Origin of the sequence: Mesorhizobium sp. B4-1-1 (assembly GCF_006439375.1) — a bacterium.
Classification (GTDB): Bacteria; Pseudomonadota; Alphaproteobacteria; order Rhizobiales; family Rhizobiaceae; genus Mesorhizobium.
In genome coordinates this window covers 142,120-163,715 of sequence record NZ_VFTH01000013.1, presented here as the reverse complement: position 1 = coordinate 163,715, position 21,596 = coordinate 142,120, and the positions used below count along the sequence as shown (strand labels likewise).

Below are 21,596 nucleotides of genomic sequence, written 5' to 3'. Positions count from 1 at the left end.
GGTCAGGAAAATGGCCGGCGTGCGGACGCCGGCGGCGCGCACCGCCTTGATCATCGACAGGCCGTCGAGGCCGGGAACCATGCGGTCGGCGACGATCACGTCATAGGCGTTGCGGGTCGCGGCGAAGAGCCCGTCATGGCCGTCGCGCAGCAGATCGCAGACATGGCCGGCCTCGGTCAGTCCCCTGACGACGTAGTCGGCGGTTCTCGGATCGTCTTCAACAAGCAGAAGTCGCATCTTTGCGTGTGCCTACAACTATATCGGCAAGACATGCTTTCCCGGAAGGCCTACGAATCGAAAAAACCCAATGCCGGTTCTATGTTCTCGAAACTCTGGTCCATTTCGTACGCGCCGATGATCGGAACGGCGACATGACCAAAACGGATCGAGAGCTGCGCTTCTGACTTCTTCTCGCCGGTGTGCGCAATCGCCGCCATGTAGAGCGCCGCCGCCAAGCCGCTCCTGTCGGATCCCGCCTGGCAATGGATCAGCAACGGCTTGGGCGCCGATTTCATCAACGCAATCAGGGCAAACGACTGCTGTCGCGTCAATGTCGTGCGCGCCGACATGGCGAAGTCGATATGGCGGATGCCGAGTTCCTTCGCCGCGCGCAGCTCGGCATCGTACCATTTCTGGCCGGGAGCCGCGCCGCGCAGATTGATGATCGCCGCAATATGCTGGTCATGGTGATAGACGGCGATCTCATCGGCCGTCGGCTGGGCCGAACGATAGGCCTGGCCCTCGACAATGGCATATCGCTCAGATGGGTGGTCGCAAGCGCCCAGCCGCCCCATACGAACACGCCAAGTGCCGCTGCCGTCCAGACCGTAATGCGCCGAGATACCCTCACCGGCGGATTCCTCGCTGTTGCCTGGAAGTCTGAAATGGGGCCGGCAGCTGACGGGCAGCTTTTCAGCGGTGATAGTCAAAAACAGACCTTCAGGCATTTCTTCGACGTGAACGTCCCGCGGGTAGATCGTTGACCGGATCTTTCATTTCGTAGGCGACGACAGCAACTGCGGGACGAACTCCTCCGATGTGTCGTCAAATAGGGGCGGTTCTTCTTCAGCCTCCTGCTTGGGCTCGACCATCAGGAGACCAACGACGATGAGCGCCAGAGAGACCCAGGTGAGCGCCGGTATCGCCTCACCCAGCAAAAGCATGCTCCAGCCTATGCCGGCTACGGTGACTGCGTAGGCGTTCTGGCTTGCAAAAACAGCGCCTGTGCTGGAGATCAGCGCGATGAAAAGCAGCATCGCCAAATTGCCGGCAACGGCCATTAGAACGACGATCATGCCAAGCCGTCCGGTCAGTAGATCAAAAGGGATGAAATCCCGATAGAAAGCTGCCAGCGGCATCAGCATCAAAACCGAAGCAACAAGGGTGATGCCGAACAGAGCGACGCTATCGATGGCAGCAGGCTTGTACTCCGAGAGGTAAATATCCTCGGTCGCGTAAGTGATCGGGATGACGAGTGCAATGGCAAGCCACAACCAACTGGTCGCCATTTCCGCCGGCTCTCCATAGAGAAGTATGATGAAGATACCGGCGAGACCCAGTCCAAGTCCCAAAAACCGCTTCAGATTGGGCGCCTCCGTCCGCATCAAGGAAGCGAACAGGAATACGGCGAATCCCTCGAGGACAATGACAATAGAGACGATGAAGGCGGGAAGCTTGCTTGCCAGCCAATAGACCAGCACCTGATTGATCACCGAGCTGATGAATGCAAGGATGAGAATGAACTTCCAATCCGAGCGCGTAAGATCAGCAAAGCGGGGCATTGTCTGCCGCTTCATGCTTATCCCGATGCAGAACACAGCCCCAATCACGTCAATAAGGAGCGCCAGTCCGATCGGATGAGCTTCGACGAGTGAAGCCATCTTCGATAGTGGCACGACAAGGCCCCATAATCCTCCGCAAGCCAGCAGCAGCAGTGCGCCACGGAATGTGCGGATATTCTGCCGCATTTTGCGCTCGCGCTCATAGACCTTCTGGGCCATTGTGGCGAAAACCGTAGCGAGCTTGCCCAGACCATCCGGGCGGCCTGCCACATCGCGGATGCCGAGCTTTGAAGGATTGAACCTCCCGCTTTCCAAGGTCGCGGCCGCCTTCGTCAGCTTTGTCACCTGCCGCAGATATTCTTTCTCGATGTCGCGCAGCCTCTTCTTCTCGATGCAGGTGGAAACCCGTGCCTTGAGAAGTGCGAGTTCGAAGTCCTTGGGCAGGAAATCCTCGGCCCCCAATTCGATCGCCTTGACGACGCTGCTCATCTCATCGTCGAGCGCGGAAATCACAATAACCGGAACATCCCGCGTTCTGGACGATACCTTGAGATTCTTCAGTACCTCGAAGCCGTCCATTACCGGCATGATGATGTCGAGAAGGATGAGATCGAAATTTTCGGTGGCGAGCAGATCGAGCGCCGCCCGGCCGCTGTCTACCGCCGCGGCTTGGTGGCCGAGAGCCTCGACCGATTTCTTGAGCTTGATCCTTATGGTCCGGGAGTCGTCAACGATGAGAATCCTGCCAGGGTTGCTCAAATTATTCTCCCAGATTGAAGATCATTCGAAGCTCCGTCACGGCGGCGTCGAACGCGCGCTGTGCATTGTCGATTTCCGCCAAATCCGTCGGCCCGCCACTTGCGCATCGCGCCTCGACCCGGGCGCAGATTTGGCTGAGTTCGGCCGCACCCATGTCCCGCGCGTTGGATTTCAGGGAGTGGGCAGCCCGCCGGATGGCGGTCAGGTCGGAAGCCGGATCCGGCCGCATGTCTTGCATGATGGATGCCCCCTCATCGAGGAAAGACTCCACGAGCTCTACAAGGTCGGCTTCTTCGCCACCGATAAGCTCGCGCAGTTTATCAAGTGCCCCTATATCTATCGCCACGATGTCCCTCGATTTCGACCGAGAATTTCTATCGGCGCTGGCGATGTACGATCGAAATCGACCGCCCTGCTTGAATTTGTCAGCATTCCCTCGCGCTGAAAAGGTAGACTATCGTGGGCGCGCTAAATTAGCGATAGCGCATAGTTTTCGATCAATGCTGCAACGGCTGGTGGCGATTGCGCCAAGATCCGACCTTTGCATTTCAGAGCCTTGGCACGCTGGGCTCCTGGAAATCTCTCCCTGCACAGGCAAGTCTCTGCCCGCCAGCCAGCACCGCCTTGTTCAGCGAGGCGATGAGGTCTTCCACGCGCAGCGGCTTACTGAGGTAATCATCCATCCCTGCATCCAGATATCTCTCGCGATCACCGGCCATTGCGTTGGCGGTCAGGGCGATGATGAACGGCTGACGCGCATGTTGGCTGCCGGACGCGCGGATCAATCTTGTCGCTTCGAGACCGTCCATGTCAGGCATTTCAATATCCATTAGGATAACGCCATGGCTGCCCTGGGTATATGCAGTGACTGCCGACTGCCCGTCGACCGCCAGTTGCGGCTTGTACCCCAGGCGCTCGAGCACCTTGGAGCCAAGTTTCCGGTTGGTGGCATTGTCGTCGACCAGGAGGATGCGAAGCGGAAATTTCTCCGCCATCGTACTGTCGAGTGCCGGCGCCTTCAGCTGATCGGATCGGATGGAGCGTATCGGAGTTCCGGCAAAGATCGACAGCAATGCATTGAGCAACGGTGATGGCTTGATTGGCTTGGAAAGCATGGCCGCAAACTTGATACTTTCCATCTCTTTTTTCTTGTCTTCCGGTATCGGCACCATTGAACTGAGCAGCAACAACGGAACGCTGCCGTTGCCTTCGAGCGCGCGTATTTGCCTGGCCAGTTCGATCCCATCCATGCCGGGCATGTTCATGTCGAGAACGATGACATCGAAAACTTCACCTCCCGCAAGCCGTCGAAGCGCGTCGGCGGGATGTTCGATTGCTGATGCAGCCATGTCCCAGGCCTGTGCCTGCAAGGATACGATGCGCCGATTTGTTGCGTTATCGTCGACGATCAGCAGCCGCTTGCCAGCCAGTTCATCCTTCGTCGGCAGCAGTTGTGTCGCTCTTTGGCTCGAGGCAACCGGAGCGCGGATGGTGAAAAAGAATGTCGTGCCTTTTCCTTCGGCGCTCTCCACCCAAATCTCACCGCCCATCAATTCCACCAGACGCCTGCTGATCGCCAGACCGAGCCCGGTTCCGCCATAGCGTCTCGTCGTGGAAGCATCGACCTGGCTGAATGATTTGAACAGGCGATCCATCCGGTCCTTGGCTATGCCGATACCGGTGTCGCGCACCGCGAACTGGAGCGTACACGTTTTGCGCTCGCCCTCGCCCTGCGGACTGGTGCCCGCGGCTCCGGACGGCACCTCCATCACGGAAAGCACGACCTCTCCCCGCTCGGTGAATTTGACGGCATTGTTGAGCAGGTTGATCAGAACCTGCCTTAGACGGTTATTGTCGGCGACAATAGTTTCCGGCGTGCCGGGCTCAACGACATAGCCGAGGTCCAATCCCTTCTCTGCTGTCCTTGGCGCAATCAAATCGATCGCGCTTTCGAGGCACTCGCGTAATTCGAACTGCCGGGGATCGAGATCAAGCTTGCCCGCCTCGACCTTGGAAAAGTCGAGTATGTCGTTGATGATGGTCAGCAGCGCTTCCGCGCTGTTGTTTATCGTCTCGCCGATTTCCCGCTGCTCGTCGTCAAGTTTGGTAGCCAGCATCAGGTTGGCCATGCCGATAACGCCGTTCATCGGCGTGCGGATTTCATGGCTCATGGTAGCAAGGAACGTGCTCTTGGCTTCGTTGGCAGCCTCCGCCGCCTCCTTTGCCTCTGTCAACGCCGGCGAAAGTTCCTTGAGCTCGGTGAACAGTTGTGCGTTGTGAAGCGCCGCACCCGCATTGGCGGCGATGGTCGAAAGCAGCCGCAGTGAATTTTCGTTGAACATACCCTCTCGTGTCGTACTCTGCACACTGATCACTCCGACATTGCCCTGAGCGGTCTTGATCGGAACACCAAGATACGAAAGTGCATCCTTGCCAACCGGAGTTGCTCCGATTTCCGCGCCGCGTTCCGCGACATCCTGGTTGATGAGCAACGGCTCGCCGGTTTCCAGGATCTTGCTTGTAAGGCCCTCGCCGAGCTTGAGTGTGGTGAAGGCTTCGCCGAACTGATAAGGAAAATGGATCAGCTTTGTGTCCGGATCGAGCAGAGCGACGTAGACTATATCGGCGCTGAAAATCTCCTGCATCTGATCGCCGATCAGCTGGATTGTGTTGCCAAGTTCGGCTTCGCCGATGAGTGCCTGACTGACCTTGCTGATCGCACCCAGTTCAGCGGCTCGGTGCTCCGTTTCCTTTAGAAGCCTCTGGGTCTCATCGAAGAACCGGGCGTTGGCAATCGCGACACCCATATTGGAAGCTATCGTCTGCAACAATCGTACGTGATTCTCATCGAAGGCATTCTTTTCGTAGCTTTGAACACTAACCACTCCGAGCGTTCTCTCGCCCGAATTGATCGGCACGCCAATGTATGAAGAGGTCCTGTCATCTTCGTCCGGGAAATAGGCGCCGCGCGTTTTTCCTTCCTCCAAGGTTCTGAAAACCAGCGGCTTTCCCGTGGAAATAATCTCCGACGTAAGTCCTATCCCCATCGGGAACGGCTCGATGGTTTTGTAACCTCTGTAGTAAGCGTAAGGAACCCGTACTAAACCGGATTGGCTGTCGTGCAACAGAATCTCGCTGACCTCGGTGCCGAAGGCCTCCCTGACCTTATCGCCCACTAGCCGAATAATTGTGTCGACGTTCAGCGACTTCGTCATCGCTTCGCCTACGCTGTTGAGAATGGCAAGTTCCTTGGCCCGATCTTGCGCCACTTTCAGGAGCCGCTGCGTCTCGTCGAAGAGATACGCGTTGGCAATAGCAATGCCCATGCTAGACGACAGCCCTTGCAGCAGGCGCATATGATCTTCGTTGAAGGCGTTTTTTCTGTAGCTCTGCACACTAACCACGCCCAGCGTTCTGTCACCGGCAATAATAGGCACACCGAGATAAGTTTCAGTCTCGTCCTCTTCCTTGGGCATTAGGGCGCCCAACCCGATGGCTTCATCGAAGGTCCCCAGGAGTAGTGGCTTACCCGACAATATAACTCTCGAGGTAAGTCCTTCGCCCATCGCAAAAGGTTCAGGATACTGGTAATTGCCGTCGAATGCATAGGAGACGTTGATCAGATTGGACGTCTCGTCGTGCAGCAGGATTTCCGTCAAATCCGCGCCGAACATCTCGCGAACCTTGTCGCCAACGATACGGGTCACTGTTTCGACATTCAGCGTCTTGGCAGTCGCTTCGCCGACGCTGTTGAGGATGGCCAATTCCTTGGTGCGTTCCTCGATGAATTGAATCAATCGCTTGTTTTCGGCGGAAAGACGGTCAAGTTCGATTGCCGCAGCTGCCTCGGCCTTTTCCAGCTCTGCAATACGCCGGTTTGCGGATTCAAGGCAGCTGGAAAGGTCGTTTTCGACTGAGCCCTGCATGTCGGCTTCTCCCAAAAGGGACATTCCGCCAAGTTCGAGCGGAACGCTTCCCTCAACCCATCGTATATTAGCAAGCAATGTTACATGCCAGATCCCCGATTGACAGTACCTGCGAAGCTTGGCCTGAGGGGACAAGCTAGACTCCCGATGCAGACTACATGTCTGCTTTCAGCGGGTGGCAAGATTGCCTTCAGCGGCCGACATGAGGCGCAAAGCTGCCAATGGCTCACGGCAGGTGCCAAAGCCCAATTGTCACTTCAAGGTTTAGGCCCGACGCTACCATGTCACAAATGGTCGGCAACGAGCCAGACGTTACCCATTGCGGTGCTGCCCGCGTTACGTCGCGGCAGGGTATACCCCCTGGTGACGTAACGCGGGCAGTGCCGCTCTGCGTAACATTTAGGTCGACATCGCACCATTGGGACAATGTTGGGCTGGCCTAAACCTCAAAGTGACATCAACGCTTCGACAGGTTCGAGCAGCGCCAACGCCTAGCCTAATCGCAGGACCGCCAAGTTTTTCCGATGGCTCTTGCGGAGTTTTGGGAGACCATATCAACTAAGCGACGTTATCAACTAAGCGACGTTTTGCCGGAGTGCGGTTGTGGCTGAAGAAACCATCGTTTCTGCCGACCCACTTTATCTGAGTGCCCTGCCTGCCTCGGGGCAAGCGCCCCGGCAGGTCTGAAGACCGAAGTTCCTCATAACAGTATCGCTGTCTTGCCTTTCGTGAACATCAGTGGCGAGCCCGCGGAGGACCAATTCACCGACGGCCTAACTAAAGACATCATAACCGACCTTTCAAACGTCTCGGGCTTTCTCGTCATCGCACGAAATTCAACGTTCGCCTACAAAGGCAAATCCACTGATGTTCGTGAGATCGCCCGCGACCTAGGTGTCAAATACATACAAGGTAGCGCCCGGCGACCCGACAAACGCCTTCGGATCAATGTGCAGCTTATCGACGGTGCAGACAAAGGCACCCCTGAGGGAGTCGAACCGGCCCGATTGGCCAGCAAATGATCGGCGCTTGGTGACGACTAATAAGCAGGCCCTCGATTCTATCTTTAGAGTATGCTAAATTAGCATAAATTCTAAGGGAGGTTTTACCGATGCGCAAATTTCAAATTTTCCTCGCAGCTGGCGTCGTTGCTAGTCTGACTGGCGGGCCGGTATTGGCTGGCAAATTACCGAAAGACGCAGTCCCCCTATCGGCAGACGAGGTCAAGGCTATATACTCCGGTAAGACAGGGCTCTATGGAACCTCGACGGAATATTATGCGCCGGACGGAACGACGAAAGGGTTCGTCGGAAAGTCAAAAATCACAGCTACTTTTAAGGGAACCTGGAGCGTAAACGGAAACGAGGTCTGTGCAAAAAATAAGCCAAAAGGGGAAAGCAAGATCTATACGGACTGCAATAAATACTGGCGCTCTGGGAAGAAGGTTTTTGACCTTTGGGCAACCCACTACGACGGTTCCACACCTGATATGAAGAACGGCTATGCGACGGACACCGCAAAGAAACTCAGAAGCGGTGATTTGGTCTCGGCCAAATATGCTGCGGCTGGCGGAGAATAGTGAAAACGAAATCTCTCGCTAATCGTTAGCCTGATCCAGCTTGACATCGACTATTTGCAGCAAGGTAGCGTCGAGCCTCAAAACCTTGAGGTGACAGGCTATGGCTCGCATTGGTTACGCTCGCGTCAGCACGATTGATCAGGACCTCGAAACGCAACTCGCAAAGCTAAAAGCCGAGGGCTGCGAGGTCGTTCGGTCAGAGAAGGTGACGGGCGGCAGCCGCGACGGGCTGTCACACGTTTGCCAGCCGGATGTCGAAGGCCTATGCTGTTGAAATCGGCCGCCAGTGTTTCCGGATGCCGCCGACAGTAAGAGGTACGTGCTCTTGCCCGTTAGGGAGGAGAGCCATGCCTCAGTCCATCCTTCGCAATCACGTTTTGAAAACCCTCGCTCCAGAGGATTTTTCGCTTTTGCAGCCTTCGATGCATCGTGTCGAACTCCCCATCAAAGCTCGGCTGGAGGAGCCCTATCGACCGATAGGGCACGTGTATTTTCCAGAGATGGGTATTGCATCGGTTGTCGCCACCATGGCCGGAGGGCGGCAGAGCGAAGTCGGCATCATCGGCCATGACGGTGTGACGGGAATCGCGGTCATTCTCGGGCAAGATAGATCTCCCAACGAAACCTATATCCAAGTGGCCAGCAATGGCTGGTGTCTGCCCGTTGAAACTCTTCGTGCTGCTATTGCAGAAAGCCAGAGCCTTCGTGAGACGCTGCTTCGCTACGCCCACGCATTCCTCGTGCAATCATCCCGAACGGCGCTGGTCAACGGCCACTCGAAAATCGAGGAAAGGCTGGCCCGGTGGTTGCTGATGGTCCACGACCGGACTGAGGGAAAAATCCACCTGACGCATGAATTTCTGGCGACCATGCTTGGCGCTCGGCGACCCGGCGTTACCTCCGCCCTCCAAATGCTTGAATACCGGGGATTGATCCACGCCAAGCGCGGTGAGATTACAATTGTTGACCGGGCCGGAATGATAAAACTCACCCACGGAGCCTATGGCGAGGAGGAGCAACGTCATTTCGGCATAACATCCGACTGATTGTCCGGAAACAGACAGAGCCTTGAAAGCTGTCGCCTGTTGCCCGTAAATCGTTTTGGTTTGGGTTTCAGGGAGGCTTTCTTGATGACCAACACGTTCCACGCCATCACGGTCGAAGGAGCGGCCGAGGCCTATGTTCGTTCGAGAGGCAAGGCCCGGTATCTCTCCATCGAACAAGCTATCCGCGCCATCCGAACGCTTATGCCAGCCTGCCGGACTTCCGACCACGAGTTGGAGGAAATGCTGGCCGCAGCATGTATCGTCCAGGGTGTCCCCGTCGCTTTCGAAGTTGCAACGGCTGACAGCTCCGAAACGAAATCCTCCTCATAGGAACCCGCGATGCCTGCGCTCGCGCCGATGCCTGTTTTGTCGGACTATCGCTTGGCGATAGTGCGCTACCTGATTGACAACGTAGACCACCCAAGCGTCTCGATATCCGAGGTCATCCGCGCCGTGCGGGAGTTGTTTCCGCTTTGTGACCTGACGAATTGGGAACTTGGCGATTACATTGCACGAAGCGCAATCGATGCGGGATTTGTCGTCGAATTCGACGCGGAAGTTCCCTGAACGGATCGAGTTAACTGGAGACCTTCGTGGAACGCTAATGTTCCCATTGCGCGCCACGGCTGTTGAAGGACCAGAAACTCAAAAGCTTCCTAAGGCGGTGGTTCCGGAGGCTGTAGCTTGTCCTTGATGGCTTTCGCCTCTCGAAGCAGCGAGGACCAATTTGCCCCGAGCAGCGAGATCAACTCCAGCGCCTGCTCTTCGGTTATGCCGGTCTCTTCCAGCAACCTTTGCACAAGGCTTCGGTCCGATTCCTGCGCCACAAGACCACTCCCTAGGTCCACCCCAACCTTATCATTTGATATTGGTTCCACGGTATCCCATTGATTTTTAACGAGATGGCTTTCCTATTTTTGCCATCCCGGCACGTCCACCATGGGCTGGAGGACTGCTGAAGCGCCGCGCACCCGGATTGAAATCACCTCGATTGGCGCCTCGATCCAGCTTGACATCGACTATTTGCGCCGGGGTAGCGTCGGGCCTAAACCTTGAGGTGGCAAGCTATGGCTCGCATTGGTTACGCTCGCGTCAGCACGATTGATCAGGACCTCGAAACGCAGCTCTCCAAGTTGAAAGCCGAGGGCTGGCGAGGTCGTTCGGTCAGAAAAGGTGTCGGGCGGCAGCCGCGACGGTCGCGCCGAACTGGCAACGGTTTTAGACTTCCTCCGTCCCGGTGATGAACTGGTGGTGACACGCCTCGACCGGCTCGGCCGCGACACCCGCGACGTGCTCAACCTGATCCACGAATGTGAACAGAAGAGTGCCTTTGTGACCGTGCTCGACCCGCATGTTTCGACGCGGGGCGAGATGGGCCACATCGTTCTGACGGTGCTTGGCATGGTGGCTCAAATGGAGCGGCGTTTTATTAAGGAAAGGCAGCGCGAAGGCATTCAGCAAGCGAAGCGCGACGGGGTCTATAAGGGTGGTAAGCAGCGGCTTGACAGACAGTGGGTGATGGCGCTCCGGGCTGACGGCCTCGGCCCGGCTGGAATCGCGAACGTTGTGGGCTGCTCTAGGATGCAGGTTTATCGAATTCTCAATGAACACGCGGCGGATCGGCAGAACGGCAGGGAGTAACGGTCAACCGGTTACGAAGGCGCAAGCCGTGGAGCGTTGATGAAAGTCTTGTCTGCCACCGCGCTTAAATCACCCTTCTTCGGGCACGGTCATTCATCTCGCCGGATTACATGCCGTTCCCATTGGACTCCGTTCAGGCGGCGATGGACTTGCGCTCATGGAGCGGGCCGAGCAGGTGGAAAGAGGAGTTGCCCGTGACCGTCGAACCGCCCTATGGTTCAAGGCGGTGGGGGTGGGCTCCGATGGCGCCAAGGTTCATAGCGAAACAGCTTTCTTGGCCGACCGGAATCGGCGGCTGGCTCGTTCGAGCCGGAATGAATCGCGGCAATGCCCGGCTGAACAGCTACGCTCTCGATCAATTACAGCTGGTTCCGGAAGATCGTGCCATAGAGGTCGGATTCGGCGGCGGGGCGGCACTGCCACGACTTCTCCGGGGCGCAGCATTCGCCTGCGGAGTTGATCGCTCACAGGATGTCGTGGACGTCGCCGCCCGCCGGCTCGCCAATGCAGTACGCGCCGGGCGAGCTGAGTTTCGCGTCGGGACGGTCGAAAACCTACCGTTGCCGGATGCCACATTCGACAAGGCTCTCAGCGTCCACACAGTGTACTTCTGGCAAAGCCTTGGTGCTGGATCCGCGGAGCTCACACGCGTTCTCAAGTCTGGCGGGCGAGTCATGCTGGGCTTCCTTCCGAAGGCGCATATGGACCGAATGAACATGCCCGCCGACATCTTCACCCCGCGCGAGCCGGACGAAGTCATTGCTGTCTTGCAAGATGCCAGATTCAGCGACATCGAGATGCGCAGACCTGGCCCGGAAACCGCGTGGCTCGTTGCGACAGGTGTGCCAAGATGAGTGAGCACACGCAGAGCACGGTCGAAAGCATGTAGTTGAACTACTCAGCGAGTGGGCAATAGAGCTGACAATTTCGCCCGCAAGTGCGGCCTGACGAAGCGGTCGGCTGCTCAGGAACGCAGGTCTACCGCATTCTCCAAACGAACGGCCTGCCGGGCGGCAACTAAATTCTGCGTGAATTTGCGTTTGCGTCCTACAGTCGCCGGATTGAGACGCTCGAGCCCAAGAAGAGCAATGGTGACGCCGGGCCGCCTGCGCCGGGCATTACGGAAACGAGTTCCTCGAAATTGAGCTCCGCTCATTGCGTGCGTAGCGGAACCATTCCCACCCCGAAAGCTTCCTGAGTATGGATGACCTGGCTAATGATCTCAGCTGACAACTTGAAAGGGCAAGCTGCGCTTGTGGGCAACGTCAGGCGCCAGCTAGGCTCCAGGGCGACGAGGCGCTTCGCGCAGTCGTTGCCGAGCTTGCGGATCCATCCTGACATCCCGGATCATTTCAAAAGACTACTCAAGCAACTTGAGCATGAAGAAAAACGGCTTAAGTGAACATTGCTCGGCTCATGATCCTCTTCCCGAAACCAAATAAGGCGCGGACGTATGGTCGCCATTTGGTTGAACGACATGTTGAACGACATAGTGACTTCGGGATCGTAGCTGGTTTGCCGCTTGCCTAGTGACGGGCGCGATCCATGTAGCGGGCCCTTGGCCCCAATCTTGCGCGGATTGTTACGGCTGCACTGGCTTTTCTTAGCGAAGCCGCTAAGAGTGGATTATTCGTCAGGAGACATTGCATGCCGAGAGAGATTGGGAACGCCCGGGGCCAATTGATCGAACTGACCGCGGACATTGTGTCGGCCTATGTCAGCAATAACCCGGTGCCGGTTGCGTCTCTTTCGGAGTTGATTGCAAGTGTAAATTCATCGCTCGCGAAGGTCGGACAACCGGTTGAGCCCGAGAAGCCAATTTATGCTCCAGCGGTGAACCCGAAGCGGTCGGTATTTCCCGACTACATCATTTGCCTTGAGGACGGAAAGAGGTTCAAATCCTTGAAGCGCCACCTCGGAGTGCACTACGGCCTGACGCCTGATGAGTATCGGGAGAAATGGAGCTTGGCGCGCGACTATCCTATGGTGGCACCCAACTACGCTGCGCAGCGCTCTGCTCTGGCAAAGTCAAGCGGGCTCGGTCGAAAGGTAGGCACCAAGCCGACGAAAAAAATTTCAGCCAAGCGCCGGACGAAATGAAGGCACTCTCCGTCGCACTACTTCAGTTGGTAGGTGGCTCCCTCATAGCTGCCGCTTTCCTTCAATGGGTCACATATGAGTACCCCGACATTAATCCATTGGCACCGGGCGCGATCTTCGCACCCGGGATGCTATCGCAGCCGTTCAATTGGATACTCGTCTGCCTCCTCGGCACCACCGGAGTAGTTCTGATCGGCTTTGCTCGCAGCTGGCGGCAGAGGCAATACACGTAGCCGCTCATCGTTCATCCCGCCAACTACGTCTTGCCAATCGGATTTCCTTTAGGCGAAGGCAGCGGATTGTGAGAGACTCCTAGCCGGGCTTCCGGCGTTAGCGTGATCCTTGCGGACTATCGAGGACGTCGCCGGATTCGAAATCGGCAATTCGCATCATCCCAGCGGGATGCCCTCGCCCTTGGCCGCAGCCCTAGGTTCTTGGAATACGCCATGCCTAGAAATGAAATCTTCAGGATAGTTTGACAGGCTCGCGCCTTGCGGAACCCTGGAAGGGGTTCGAATGGATGATCAGGAGAAAGCGTAAGGCCTATCTGTGTCAGACCTCATGCACCTCGATGTGCAGGATGACCCTGCCTTAACCGCCGAAGTTGACCGACTGCTGGCGCGCCGAACGCGCGATATCCGCCTCAAAGGTGAAATCAAGCGTCTGTTTCGCGCACGAGTCTGGGCGCAAACGGCGAAGATCATCCGAGCCTGGATGATTTGGGTGGCCTTGTTGGATGTGCTGACGCTGGCGCTCAACACGCTGATGCTCCCAAGCGCAATCGCGCAGTCCATGCTCTTGCCTGGAGCCATCATCCCGCCTGTCGTCATCGCAGTAGTTCTCGCATGGCGAAAACCGCGCCCCTCCTGGCTCGAAGCGACTTCGCTGATTGTAGGTATGTTCCTGATCCTATTATCGGTTGCCTTGGTCGGCGTAAGCGCTGGCGGCGAGTTCTATGAACGGCAATTGAACGTCATGCTGTTCGTGGCCATTACCGCCATCATCATCTTCGGTATCCCGCTGGCCTGGACGGTCACCATTGCCGCGGAGGCGCTCGGATTGTATCTCGTGTTTCAGGTGCAGAATCCGGCCATCGAGCACGGGAGCGCCGTCGCTGGAACGCTGTTCTTCGCCAGCGGTATCTTCGCGACGGTCGCAGCACGGCGCATCATGACAATCCTCGCTCAGAAGACTTTCCTGTTTGAGCTGCGCGACCGGCGCAGGGTCGCTGAATTGGCTAAAGCGAACGATCGGCTGGAACTGCTGGCGAAGACCGATCCGCTCACGGGCATCGCCAACCGGCGCTGGATGACTGAAACACTCGACCAGTTGTGGGGAAATGACAAGCGTTGCCTCGACGGTGCCGCAATGCTGATGTGCGACATTGATCACTTCAAGAAGCTAAACGATCATCTGGGCCATGCCGAGGGCGATCGCTGTCTGGTGACGGTCGCCAGAATTATCCAGGAAAACATCAGGCGCGATCGCGATCACTTGGCGCGCTACGGTGGCGAAGAGTTCCTCGTGCTCCTGCCTGGAGTGACAGAGGAAGAGGCTGTCTCTGTGGCTGAGCGGATTCGTAAGTGCATTGAGGCCGCCGCTTTGCGTAACCCCGGATCCCGCGTCTCGCGCAGCGTCACCCTCAGCATTGGAGTTGCAGTTCAGACTGCTGACGAGGCCATTTCACCGGAGCAGTTACAGGGTAAAGCCGACGCCGCACTCTATCTGGCCAAGCAAACGGGCCGGAACCGGGTGCTGCTCCACAGACCGGACCCGGCGGGGCGCAAACATATTCACTCGACGCGGTGATGCCTCGAGGATCGATCGGCGCCTTGAATGCGCTTGGAGGAACCTGCGTTGCCAAACAAGGAACATCGGCAGCGTGTTCTCAAGGGCGCGACGATCATCACCCGCATTACGAACTCGGACACCACGTGCACGATTCGCAATCAACAAGCGACTGGAGCAGAATTGAAAGTGCCGGTTGAAACTAGGGTCCCGGCAGAAATTCTACTCAACGTCCCCGTCGATGGGATCGCTTACCGGTGCGTTATGCGCGGGCGGAAGAACGACAGGATAGGCGTTCAATTTACCGGCACCGAAACCAAGCCGAAGCTTCACTATTGCTGACGGATTGGCAATATTTCGCTTGGCATCTGACCGGATATTCGAAATGAACAAAGCCATCGTATGGGTATGTGAGGTCGGGGTGGCGTTTGATCCTTTTGTATGTCCTCCAGCACAATGGGCTGATCAGATTCTAAGTCGCGCCGGTCACGGTCAGTAGCTGGCCGCTGCCAGATCCAAAAGGAACATTGGCGAGCGAATCTCGTTGGTGAACGCGGCGCATAGGTAGGACTGGAACATTACTTGGCGCGCCGCCGTTGGGGATGACCTGACCAGCCCGCCCGAGATCGTTGTTCGGGCGGGCCAGCGTTTCACTTCGTCCCTGCCCCAAAAACCAGCGAGGTGCTCCTTGAACAAAACGGCATCACGGCAGGCTGGCGCTCCGGGCCAGCCGCTAGAGCAATAGAGCTTGAGCGAGGTCGAAGGGCGCGCACGGGAGGACGACCTCGAGATGCTGGTCAACAACGCCGGATTCCAGACCTATATGCCCTTCGTCGAGCTGGATCCGGCTGTCGGCGAGGCTGAAATCTCGGTTCAGGTGACAGCCGTCATGCGCCTCAGCCGGGCGGTCCTGCCGGCGATGTTTGGGCGCCGGTCGGGCGCGATCGTCAACGTATCCTCAATGCTGGCATTTAGTGCTGGGCTGGACAGCGCGTTTCTGCCCAAACGGGCCGTCTATGCGGCGACGAAGGCGTTCGTCAACTCCTTCAGCGAGACCCTTGCGAGCGAACTCGCCGGAGTGAAGGTGCAAGCCCTGGTCCCGGGCGTCGTCCGCACCGAATTTCATGACGTCGATGGCAAGCCAATCCTGCGACCTAACGTGCCGATCATGGAGCCGGAGGCCGTCGTTCAGGCTTCTCTGGCCGGCCTTGAGCTCGATGAGGTCGTCTGCGTTCCGGCATTGGACGAGCGTGGCCTGCTGGACGATGAACTGGAGGCTCGAAGGACCCTCTTCGGCAACGGACGCGGCAGCGAGCTTTCGTCCGGCTACCGAAAGGGCGGCTGAAACACCTTGCGGCGCAGCGACTCGAAAGCCCATGCTCTCCCAGTCTGATGTTCGGGAGCGCCGTAGAGGTCGGCGACGTACCCAACGCTGCGTCGGGATGGGTCCCGCATCGATCACGCTGGGAAACCGGGAAGGCGCACGCTCTAGGCGAACTGGAGTCAGAGGGCCGGCCAAGTGACAGTGAGCACGTCCGCGCGGTGGTGTCGCGCTTGCCGACAGCGCTGTCGGGAGCAAATGGGCGCTCGACGCCGAGATGGTGCCGTGACTGGCGGCAGCGGCAGCTGCTCGATGAACTGATCTAACGCGAGAGCTGGGGGAGACCTTGGGCGGGGCTTTCCTGCTTAGTTGATCTCCGTCGAACATTATTGGCGAAATTGAAGTCTCCGCGATCGCGACCCTGCCAGCCAAGCCTGCAGCGTCGCTTTCGATGACCGGCGACGTCGCGTTGAATGACAGGATTGAGGCGCGAAGCTGGCGGACAGCCTTAGGCCGAAGAACGACCCGCTTGCAACCTCGGCGCGGGGTCCCGATGATGTGTGCTTTGGGATGTAGACGGATGCCACCCTGGAAATTGTCCGCCTATCTCGAAGAGGCGCGAAATCACTCGCCTGACCACAGTGCAACCTGAGTCCCTGCCAGGCCAACAAAATTTTTTTTCTGCATCAATGTTGTTGACGGAGTGAGACACCGCCAACACGAGTCCTTCGGCGTTCAAAGGATCACTATTGCGGCGTCTCGGCAGGCTATTGTGGCCCTCTCGTCGATGCCCCAGCCTCGTATGCATGAATGGGGCATGCGGGCAGACAGGCGAGGATGGAGCGGCGGCTTTTTAGGCCGCCTTCGCCGCCGCGGGCGTTACCCGCAGCGCCCGCCTTGCCGACGAGCGCGAGCAGAAGCGTCGTCGGAAAGCACGCCAGCGCAGGGAGATGCCGAAGGGCCTGACCGAGGCAGCTCAGCGGACATGGCGGCTCAAGAAATTGCGATCGGCGTCGGCCCACAGACGCGTGGCGACACCGTGTTTCACGCCGTGCTGCCGTTGGCACTCCTGACCGGCATGCTCGCCGCCTGGAAGCTACGGCGACGTTGAGATGCGGATCATAGTGCGCTCTGCGATGAAAAGGGCGAACTGGTAGCCTCGCACCTTCTGATCCTCAGTACACCGGGCGCGGGCATTCGGTCTGGGACGCTCTGCGTCGATTGCCACCGCAAGAGCAGCGTCAGCCGGCGGCCATCTCGTCTTTGCCTCGTTGCGAGATCCCGAAGGGAAGATGTCGGGGGCACGGTCGGTTTGTAAAGTCGGCGTCGCGGCGGTCGTCGTTGAATTCGAGGCCGTGTCACAGGACGTCGTGCGAATTTTCGTCGAAGCGGTGCAGCGTGTGCATTTGCACATGTTCACCTTGCAGCCGGACGGCCATTATCGGGTATCGGTCGAGCCCTGGGACGATCCGCCAGCGCGAGACATCAAGCTTCGTCCACTCTATGACTATGCGCTGCTGCGGTTCGAGGCCTTATGTCGCCGCGCGGGCTTACCGGAGGTCACGACCAAACTTGTCCTGGCAGGCTTCCCCGCTGATCGCATCGCGGGGATACGATCATTGCCCTGGGTCACGCTTTCATATCTGGGCCAGGACTCTCCTCCACACTGGATACCTGTCGCCCAGAGGCAAGCTCTCCTTGAAGCGCCCTCGTTGCTCGATCGGCTTCGACTATTGATTGATCTGCTAGGCGGAGTTCGTCCTCCGGCCTCGCTTGCGGCCGACATGACCCCGTTCATCTTGCGAGCCGCGAATTCGGCGCAACTCACTTGAAGCCTGCTCGGACGGAGAAGCTCCGCTTCGCTCCTTTCGAAACACCTGTTTCTTCGCGCGGTTGCCGCATGTGCCCATATCGCACCAGCGACGAGAACCGTTTTTTGTGCGATCGATAAAGAGCCAATGACAGTCATCAGGCGGACATTGCTTCAGCCGAGGCAGTTCATCGCCACGAAGAAGATCGAGTGCGGACCAGGCGACGGCTCCAACAATCTTGTCGATACCCTGGAATGCAAAGGTTACGGGCGCTCCTGAAATTTCGGATGCCTGAAGCGCTCCGGCCGCGAGATCGCGGATAACATCCAACGCGGATGCGGGAGCTTCCTTGTGATGGGCAATCGCCGACCCTGCTTCAGTGATGGCTGACCGCAAGGCCATTGTGCGGTTCACCAAAGCGCCGCGTTCGTGCGCTGGGATGGCAAAGCGGCTGTCGATCGAACCAGCTTCCTTGGCCCAGGCCACGATATCGTCCACCGTCGTGAGATGGTCTGTCTCGCGGTCTGTTCCGCGCCAACTGATGGTGTTGGCGAGGTCCAGCGCGATGTTCCCGGAAATGCGATGGGGGAAGGACATCGATCCCTATTTCTGGTTCGTCCGCCGGTCTCCCGACGGGTCGTTGTGCGACAGTGCTATGCCGGCCGCCGTCAGCAACAAAACCGTGCCGCCGATTTCGGCAACGCCGATCGTCTCTCCGAAGAGCCACGCCCCCGCTGCGAGCGCGATGATCGGCGAAATAAACGCATAGAGGCCCGCTCTGGCGGTGCCCCACGCCTCCAGAAGCCGCAGATAGAGTGTATAGGCGACAATGGTGCCCAGGACAGACAAGTAGAGCAAGCTGCCGGCCACCGTCCAACTCGCCAAGCTGTTCAAGGCCCTCGGCTGAATCTCACCGGCAGCAAACGAGATCGCCATCAATGCGGCGCCCCCGATGATGGCGTGCAGCATTGTCAATGTCAGCGGTTTCACAGATCCAACGAGCGGCCGCGCGATGACGCTTCCGATGCAATAGCAACAGGTGCCCGCTACGATGGCGGCAAGCCCCATGCCGTTTCCCGCATCCTGCTCGGCCAGACGACTCCAGAAAAGGCCGACGAGACCGGCGCAACCCACGCCAAGCGCGAGCCCGTGACGCCATGTCGGCCGATCCTCGCCAACCAAAACGGCCAGGGCAAACAGCAACACGGGGATCAGCGAGAGATTGACCAGCCCCGACAGACCGGAGGGTACGGTCTGCATTCCCCAGAACAGGAGGCCGTAGGTGCCTGCATTCGTGAGCAGCGCTGACGCGATGATCCGGCCGGATCGCCCCTCCGAAAAAGCAGATCGGAGCTCCCTGATGATGGGCAGAAGGATGAACGCGGTGAGCATGTAGCGCAATCCTGCCAGGAGGATCGGCGGGGCGCCGGCATCAAGCCCGAACTTGATAGCTGCCCATGTCAGTCCCCAGATCAGCGCCATGAGGCCGAAGAGGATGAGATTGTGCACGCCGCTTCACCGTCAGCGCAGGTTCTGATCATCGATGAGGATGCGGTGAATTTCGATACGCTCGGGCAACTCGATCAGCAGTTCGGTATCGCGGTCGAGCGCGACTTTCTGAAGCGGTGGAATTCCTTCGGCCCGCATATAGGGCTCGTAGATATCCGCGATGTCTCGACGGGTGCGGCCGCGCCAGATGCGCGCGATGGTCGGCTTCGTAGCCATGGCAGTCTCCCTGCAATGAAAGCGTCGGTCGGCTCGACGCGGTTGGCGATCAGCGAAGCGTGCGCTGGAGAAAATCGCGGATCAGTGGCAGTACCTGCTCGAAATGCGTTTCCAGCAGCCAATGTCCGGCATCCTCGATGAGGTGCAGTTCCGCATTCGGCAGGTCGCGTTGGTAGGCGCGAGCCGACTCCTCGGGCATGTAGCCGTCCTGCGGCCCCCATACGACCAGAGCCGACGGTTGGCGCTCGCGCAGGAAAGATTGGTAGCGCGGGAACCATTCAAGGTTCTGTTCGAGCTTTTCCATCAACCCGACCGACACAGCCCGACGCACTGGCGTGTCCATCAACGGCCAATGCAGCTTCCAGAGATCAGGCGGCACCCGGCTGGCTACCTCGTCCGAAACTTCGCCGATGAACTCCTTGCGGAATCCCTGTTCGCTCACGGCCTCTTCGAGCGGACGATGTTTCTCATCCGACTTGTCAGCCCACCATGCCTTGATTGCCTTGTATTTCGGACCGAGTACATCCTCGTAGATGTCGCCATTCTGGATGATGAGCGCCATGGTCTTCTCGGGCCGTGCGATAGCGTGTCTGAGTCCGATCTGAGAGCCGTAGTCACGGAGCCAAAGCCCATAGCGTTCTAGACCGAACCCATCGGCGACATCGGCGAGCACCTCGGCATAAGCGTCGAAGTCCTAGCCGAATTCAGCGGGGTCCGGCGTGTCACTATAGCCGAAGCCCGGCCAATCGAAGGCGACCGTATGCCAGCGATCAGCCAAAGCGGGCACCAGCCGCCGAAACTGGAAGGACGAGCACGGATACCCGTGCGGCAGGAGCAGAACCGGAGCATCCTCCGGACCCGCCTCGCGCAAGAACAAGTTCCGTCCGCCGATCTCGGCGTATCGATGAACTGTGGAATGCTGCTGCACGACACCGTCCTCTCGAACTGGAATGGTCTAAACGCATATAGGCGGTTCCAGTTCCGATCTTTGGTGACGTTCTCGAGGCGGACGTCGCTTCTCAGATCGCGCGTGACACGAACCTCCGCGTCGTCGGGAATGGCGTGTCCCTCAGGGATTGTTTGAGGGTAGTTTGGCGGTCGCCCTTAGGACCGGGTCCTCGATGGCCGCCGCAACCACCTTGCAGGACTGCGAGCCGGCGCCCTCAAAGGCATCGCCGGCCTAGACAGCACGGACCGAGCGGGCGGTAGTCCGAGGTCAGCCACGCCAGTGCAATTTCAGGAATCTTTCAGCCGCTGTTCAGGACTGGAAACTCCGTGCTCGGCTAGGTTGCGGACAAGACATCCGCGGAATCGCGAAATGAGAAGGAGGGTGGCATGCGCGTGCTTGAAGGCAAACCGCAAGTCCGGCCGCATGCAACGGCAATGGCCGCAACCGCCATTTCGCGCTGCGACTTGATCATTTCTCTTCGGGCGCGCATGGCCGGCCCCGGCGGCTACTACAATTTTGGAAATGCGCTCGGGCTGACGACGGGCATCACAGTACAATTCGCCGCTCTGGCGCAAACCGGCGGCTCGCATGGGCAAACTACTATAACGGCGGCAGTGGCGGACTACTTCGCCGGCAGCCCTGGGGCCATCGCGTTGACATTGGCAACCCTGGTCTTCTTCTGCAGTGGTGAAATCTATCATCGCGCCTGGGCGGAACGACGGACCCCGGACCAGGCACTGAACCGCCTGGGGGACCTATTGTCGGGGCTCGGCGCGATCGGGCTCGGCGTGGCTCTGTACCTGCTTGGCGATCCACTGCTGGCTGCAACATCCGGCCTGCTGCACGCCTTGGGCAAATTCGGCAGCGCCTATCACCAGCCCGGGACGCCTGCCTTTATCGGCTGGCCCGGCACGTGGCCGGACCCGTTCCGCAGCGCCGTCCTTGCAAGCCGACTGCCCGCGATCGCGGCGGCGGGCGCGCAGTCATGGCTGGCACTTCCCGCCACCGAAGCCGGCGGACCACTGTCTGCTATCGCTGGTTCGACCACGCTGCTCGTCTGTTACCTGCTCTGGGCGAAAGCGGATCTGATGCTTTTCCGCAGTAGCGCGTGCAACGCGGTCGAGAAGAAGACCGACGATACCGTGTCCCTGCCCTTCATCTGAAGTAAGT

At 58.4% G+C, this 21,596-nt stretch carries 18 protein-coding genes and 4 pseudogenes; 13 read left to right on the top strand and 9 right to left on the bottom strand.

Going from position 1 to position 21,596, the window contains the following annotated elements; translation table 11 throughout:
• The 5 genes from FJW10_RS19370 to FJW10_RS19350 form a co-directional block, all read right to left on the bottom strand.
• A partial coding sequence (locus tag FJW10_RS19370) for a response regulator (protein WP_140901256.1) occupies positions 1 to 237 on the bottom strand: 237 nt, incomplete at its 3' end.
• 50 nt (positions 238 to 287) lie between these two features.
• Positions 288 to 947, bottom strand: a complete 660-nt coding sequence (locus FJW10_RS19365) for a tyrosine-protein phosphatase (protein WP_140901255.1) — start codon at positions 945 to 947, stop codon at positions 288 to 290.
• 45 nt (positions 948 to 992) lie between these two features.
• Positions 993 to 2,540 (bottom strand): response regulator, encoded by a 1,548-nt coding sequence (locus FJW10_RS19360; RefSeq protein ID WP_140901254.1) that lies wholly within the window; start codon positions 2,538 to 2,540, stop codon positions 993 to 995.
• A 1-nt stretch (position 2,541) separates the two neighbouring features.
• Positions 2,542 to 2,886 carry an Hpt domain-containing protein gene (locus FJW10_RS19355; RefSeq protein WP_140901253.1) on the bottom strand — a complete coding sequence of 115 codons (345 nt, stop codon included), beginning with the start codon at positions 2,884 to 2,886 and terminating at the stop codon, positions 2,542 to 2,544.
• A gap of 202 nt (positions 2,887 to 3,088) precedes the next feature.
• Complete coding sequence (locus tag FJW10_RS19350; protein ID WP_181177592.1) at positions 3,089 to 6,466, bottom strand: GAF domain-containing protein; 3,378 nt, start codon at positions 6,464 to 6,466, stop codon at positions 3,089 to 3,091.
• Positions 6,467 to 7,173: 707 nt separating this feature from the next.
• On the opposite strand from FJW10_RS19350, the pseudogene FJW10_RS30830 reads away from it, so the two are divergent.
• The 12 genes and pseudogenes from FJW10_RS30830 to FJW10_RS19285 form a co-directional block, all read left to right on the top strand.
• A pseudogene (locus tag FJW10_RS30830) lies at positions 7,174 to 7,431 on the top strand (adenylate cyclase); the annotation flags it as partial.
• A gap of 146 nt (positions 7,432 to 7,577) precedes the next feature.
• On the top strand, positions 7,578 to 8,045 hold the full coding sequence (locus FJW10_RS19340) for a DUF995 domain-containing protein (RefSeq protein ID WP_140901251.1): 468 nt from the start codon (positions 7,578 to 7,580) through the stop codon (positions 8,043 to 8,045).
• Between the two features lie 100 nt (positions 8,046 to 8,145).
• Positions 8,146 to 8,286, top strand: a pseudogene (locus FJW10_RS19335) (recombinase family protein); the annotation flags it as partial.
• Positions 8,287 to 8,392: 106 nt separating this feature from the next.
• Complete coding sequence (locus FJW10_RS19330; protein ID WP_140901250.1) at positions 8,393 to 9,091, top strand: Crp/Fnr family transcriptional regulator; 699 nt, start codon at positions 8,393 to 8,395, stop codon at positions 9,089 to 9,091.
• Between the two features lie 84 nt (positions 9,092 to 9,175).
• On the top strand, positions 9,176 to 9,421 hold the full coding sequence (locus FJW10_RS19325; protein WP_140901249.1) for a hypothetical protein: 246 nt from the start codon (positions 9,176 to 9,178) through the stop codon (positions 9,419 to 9,421).
• Positions 9,422 to 9,430: 9 nt separating this feature from the next.
• Entirely contained in the window at positions 9,431 to 9,658 is a 228-nt protein-coding gene (locus FJW10_RS19320; protein WP_140833202.1) for a hypothetical protein, read from the top strand.
• Between the two features lie 500 nt (positions 9,659 to 10,158).
• Positions 10,159 to 10,732: pseudogene (locus FJW10_RS19315) on the top strand (recombinase family protein).
• 194 nt (positions 10,733 to 10,926) lie between these two features.
• Positions 10,927 to 11,586, top strand: coding sequence for a class I SAM-dependent methyltransferase (locus FJW10_RS19310; protein ID WP_181177591.1), 660 nt, complete (start codon positions 10,927 to 10,929; stop codon positions 11,584 to 11,586).
• Positions 11,587 to 12,379: 793 nt separating this feature from the next.
• Complete coding sequence (locus FJW10_RS19300; RefSeq protein WP_140901246.1) at positions 12,380 to 12,832, top strand: MucR family transcriptional regulator; 453 nt, start codon at positions 12,380 to 12,382, stop codon at positions 12,830 to 12,832.
• Between the two features lie 561 nt (positions 12,833 to 13,393).
• The gene (locus FJW10_RS19295) at positions 13,394 to 14,641 is read left to right on the top strand and encodes a GGDEF domain-containing protein (protein WP_140901245.1); all 1,248 of its coding nucleotides are present in this window, start codon (positions 13,394 to 13,396) and stop codon (positions 14,639 to 14,641) included.
• Positions 14,642 to 14,668: 27 nt separating this feature from the next.
• The gene (locus tag FJW10_RS30825; protein WP_140901244.1) at positions 14,669 to 14,962 is read left to right on the top strand and encodes a PilZ domain-containing protein; all 294 of its coding nucleotides are present in this window, start codon (positions 14,669 to 14,671) and stop codon (positions 14,960 to 14,962) included.
• 406 nt (positions 14,963 to 15,368) lie between these two features.
• Entirely contained in the window at positions 15,369 to 15,965 is a 597-nt protein-coding gene (locus tag FJW10_RS19285) for an SDR family NAD(P)-dependent oxidoreductase (RefSeq protein ID WP_140901243.1), read from the top strand.
• A gap of 1,721 nt (positions 15,966 to 17,686) precedes the next feature.
• Here FJW10_RS19285 and FJW10_RS19275 read toward each other — a convergent pair.
• The 4 genes and pseudogenes from FJW10_RS19275 to FJW10_RS19260 form a co-directional block, all read right to left on the bottom strand.
• Complete coding sequence (locus tag FJW10_RS19275) at positions 17,687 to 18,349, bottom strand: CGNR zinc finger domain-containing protein (protein ID WP_140901241.1); 663 nt, start codon at positions 18,347 to 18,349, stop codon at positions 17,687 to 17,689.
• Positions 18,350 to 18,355: 6 nt separating this feature from the next.
• On the bottom strand, positions 18,356 to 19,261 hold the full coding sequence (locus tag FJW10_RS19270) for an EamA family transporter (protein WP_140901240.1): 906 nt from the start codon (positions 19,259 to 19,261) through the stop codon (positions 18,356 to 18,358).
• Between the two features lie 12 nt (positions 19,262 to 19,273).
• Complete coding sequence (locus FJW10_RS19265; protein WP_140901239.1) at positions 19,274 to 19,477, bottom strand: hypothetical protein; 204 nt, start codon at positions 19,475 to 19,477, stop codon at positions 19,274 to 19,276.
• Positions 19,478 to 19,526: 49 nt separating this feature from the next.
• Positions 19,527 to 20,405, bottom strand: a pseudogene (locus tag FJW10_RS19260) (alpha/beta hydrolase).
• A 407-nt stretch (positions 20,406 to 20,812) separates the two neighbouring features.
• On the opposite strand from FJW10_RS19260, the gene FJW10_RS19255 reads away from it, so the two are divergent.
• Entirely contained in the window at positions 20,813 to 21,589 is a 777-nt protein-coding gene (locus tag FJW10_RS19255; RefSeq protein WP_181177590.1) for a hypothetical protein, read from the top strand.
• Positions 21,590 to 21,596: the final 7 nt, after the last annotated feature.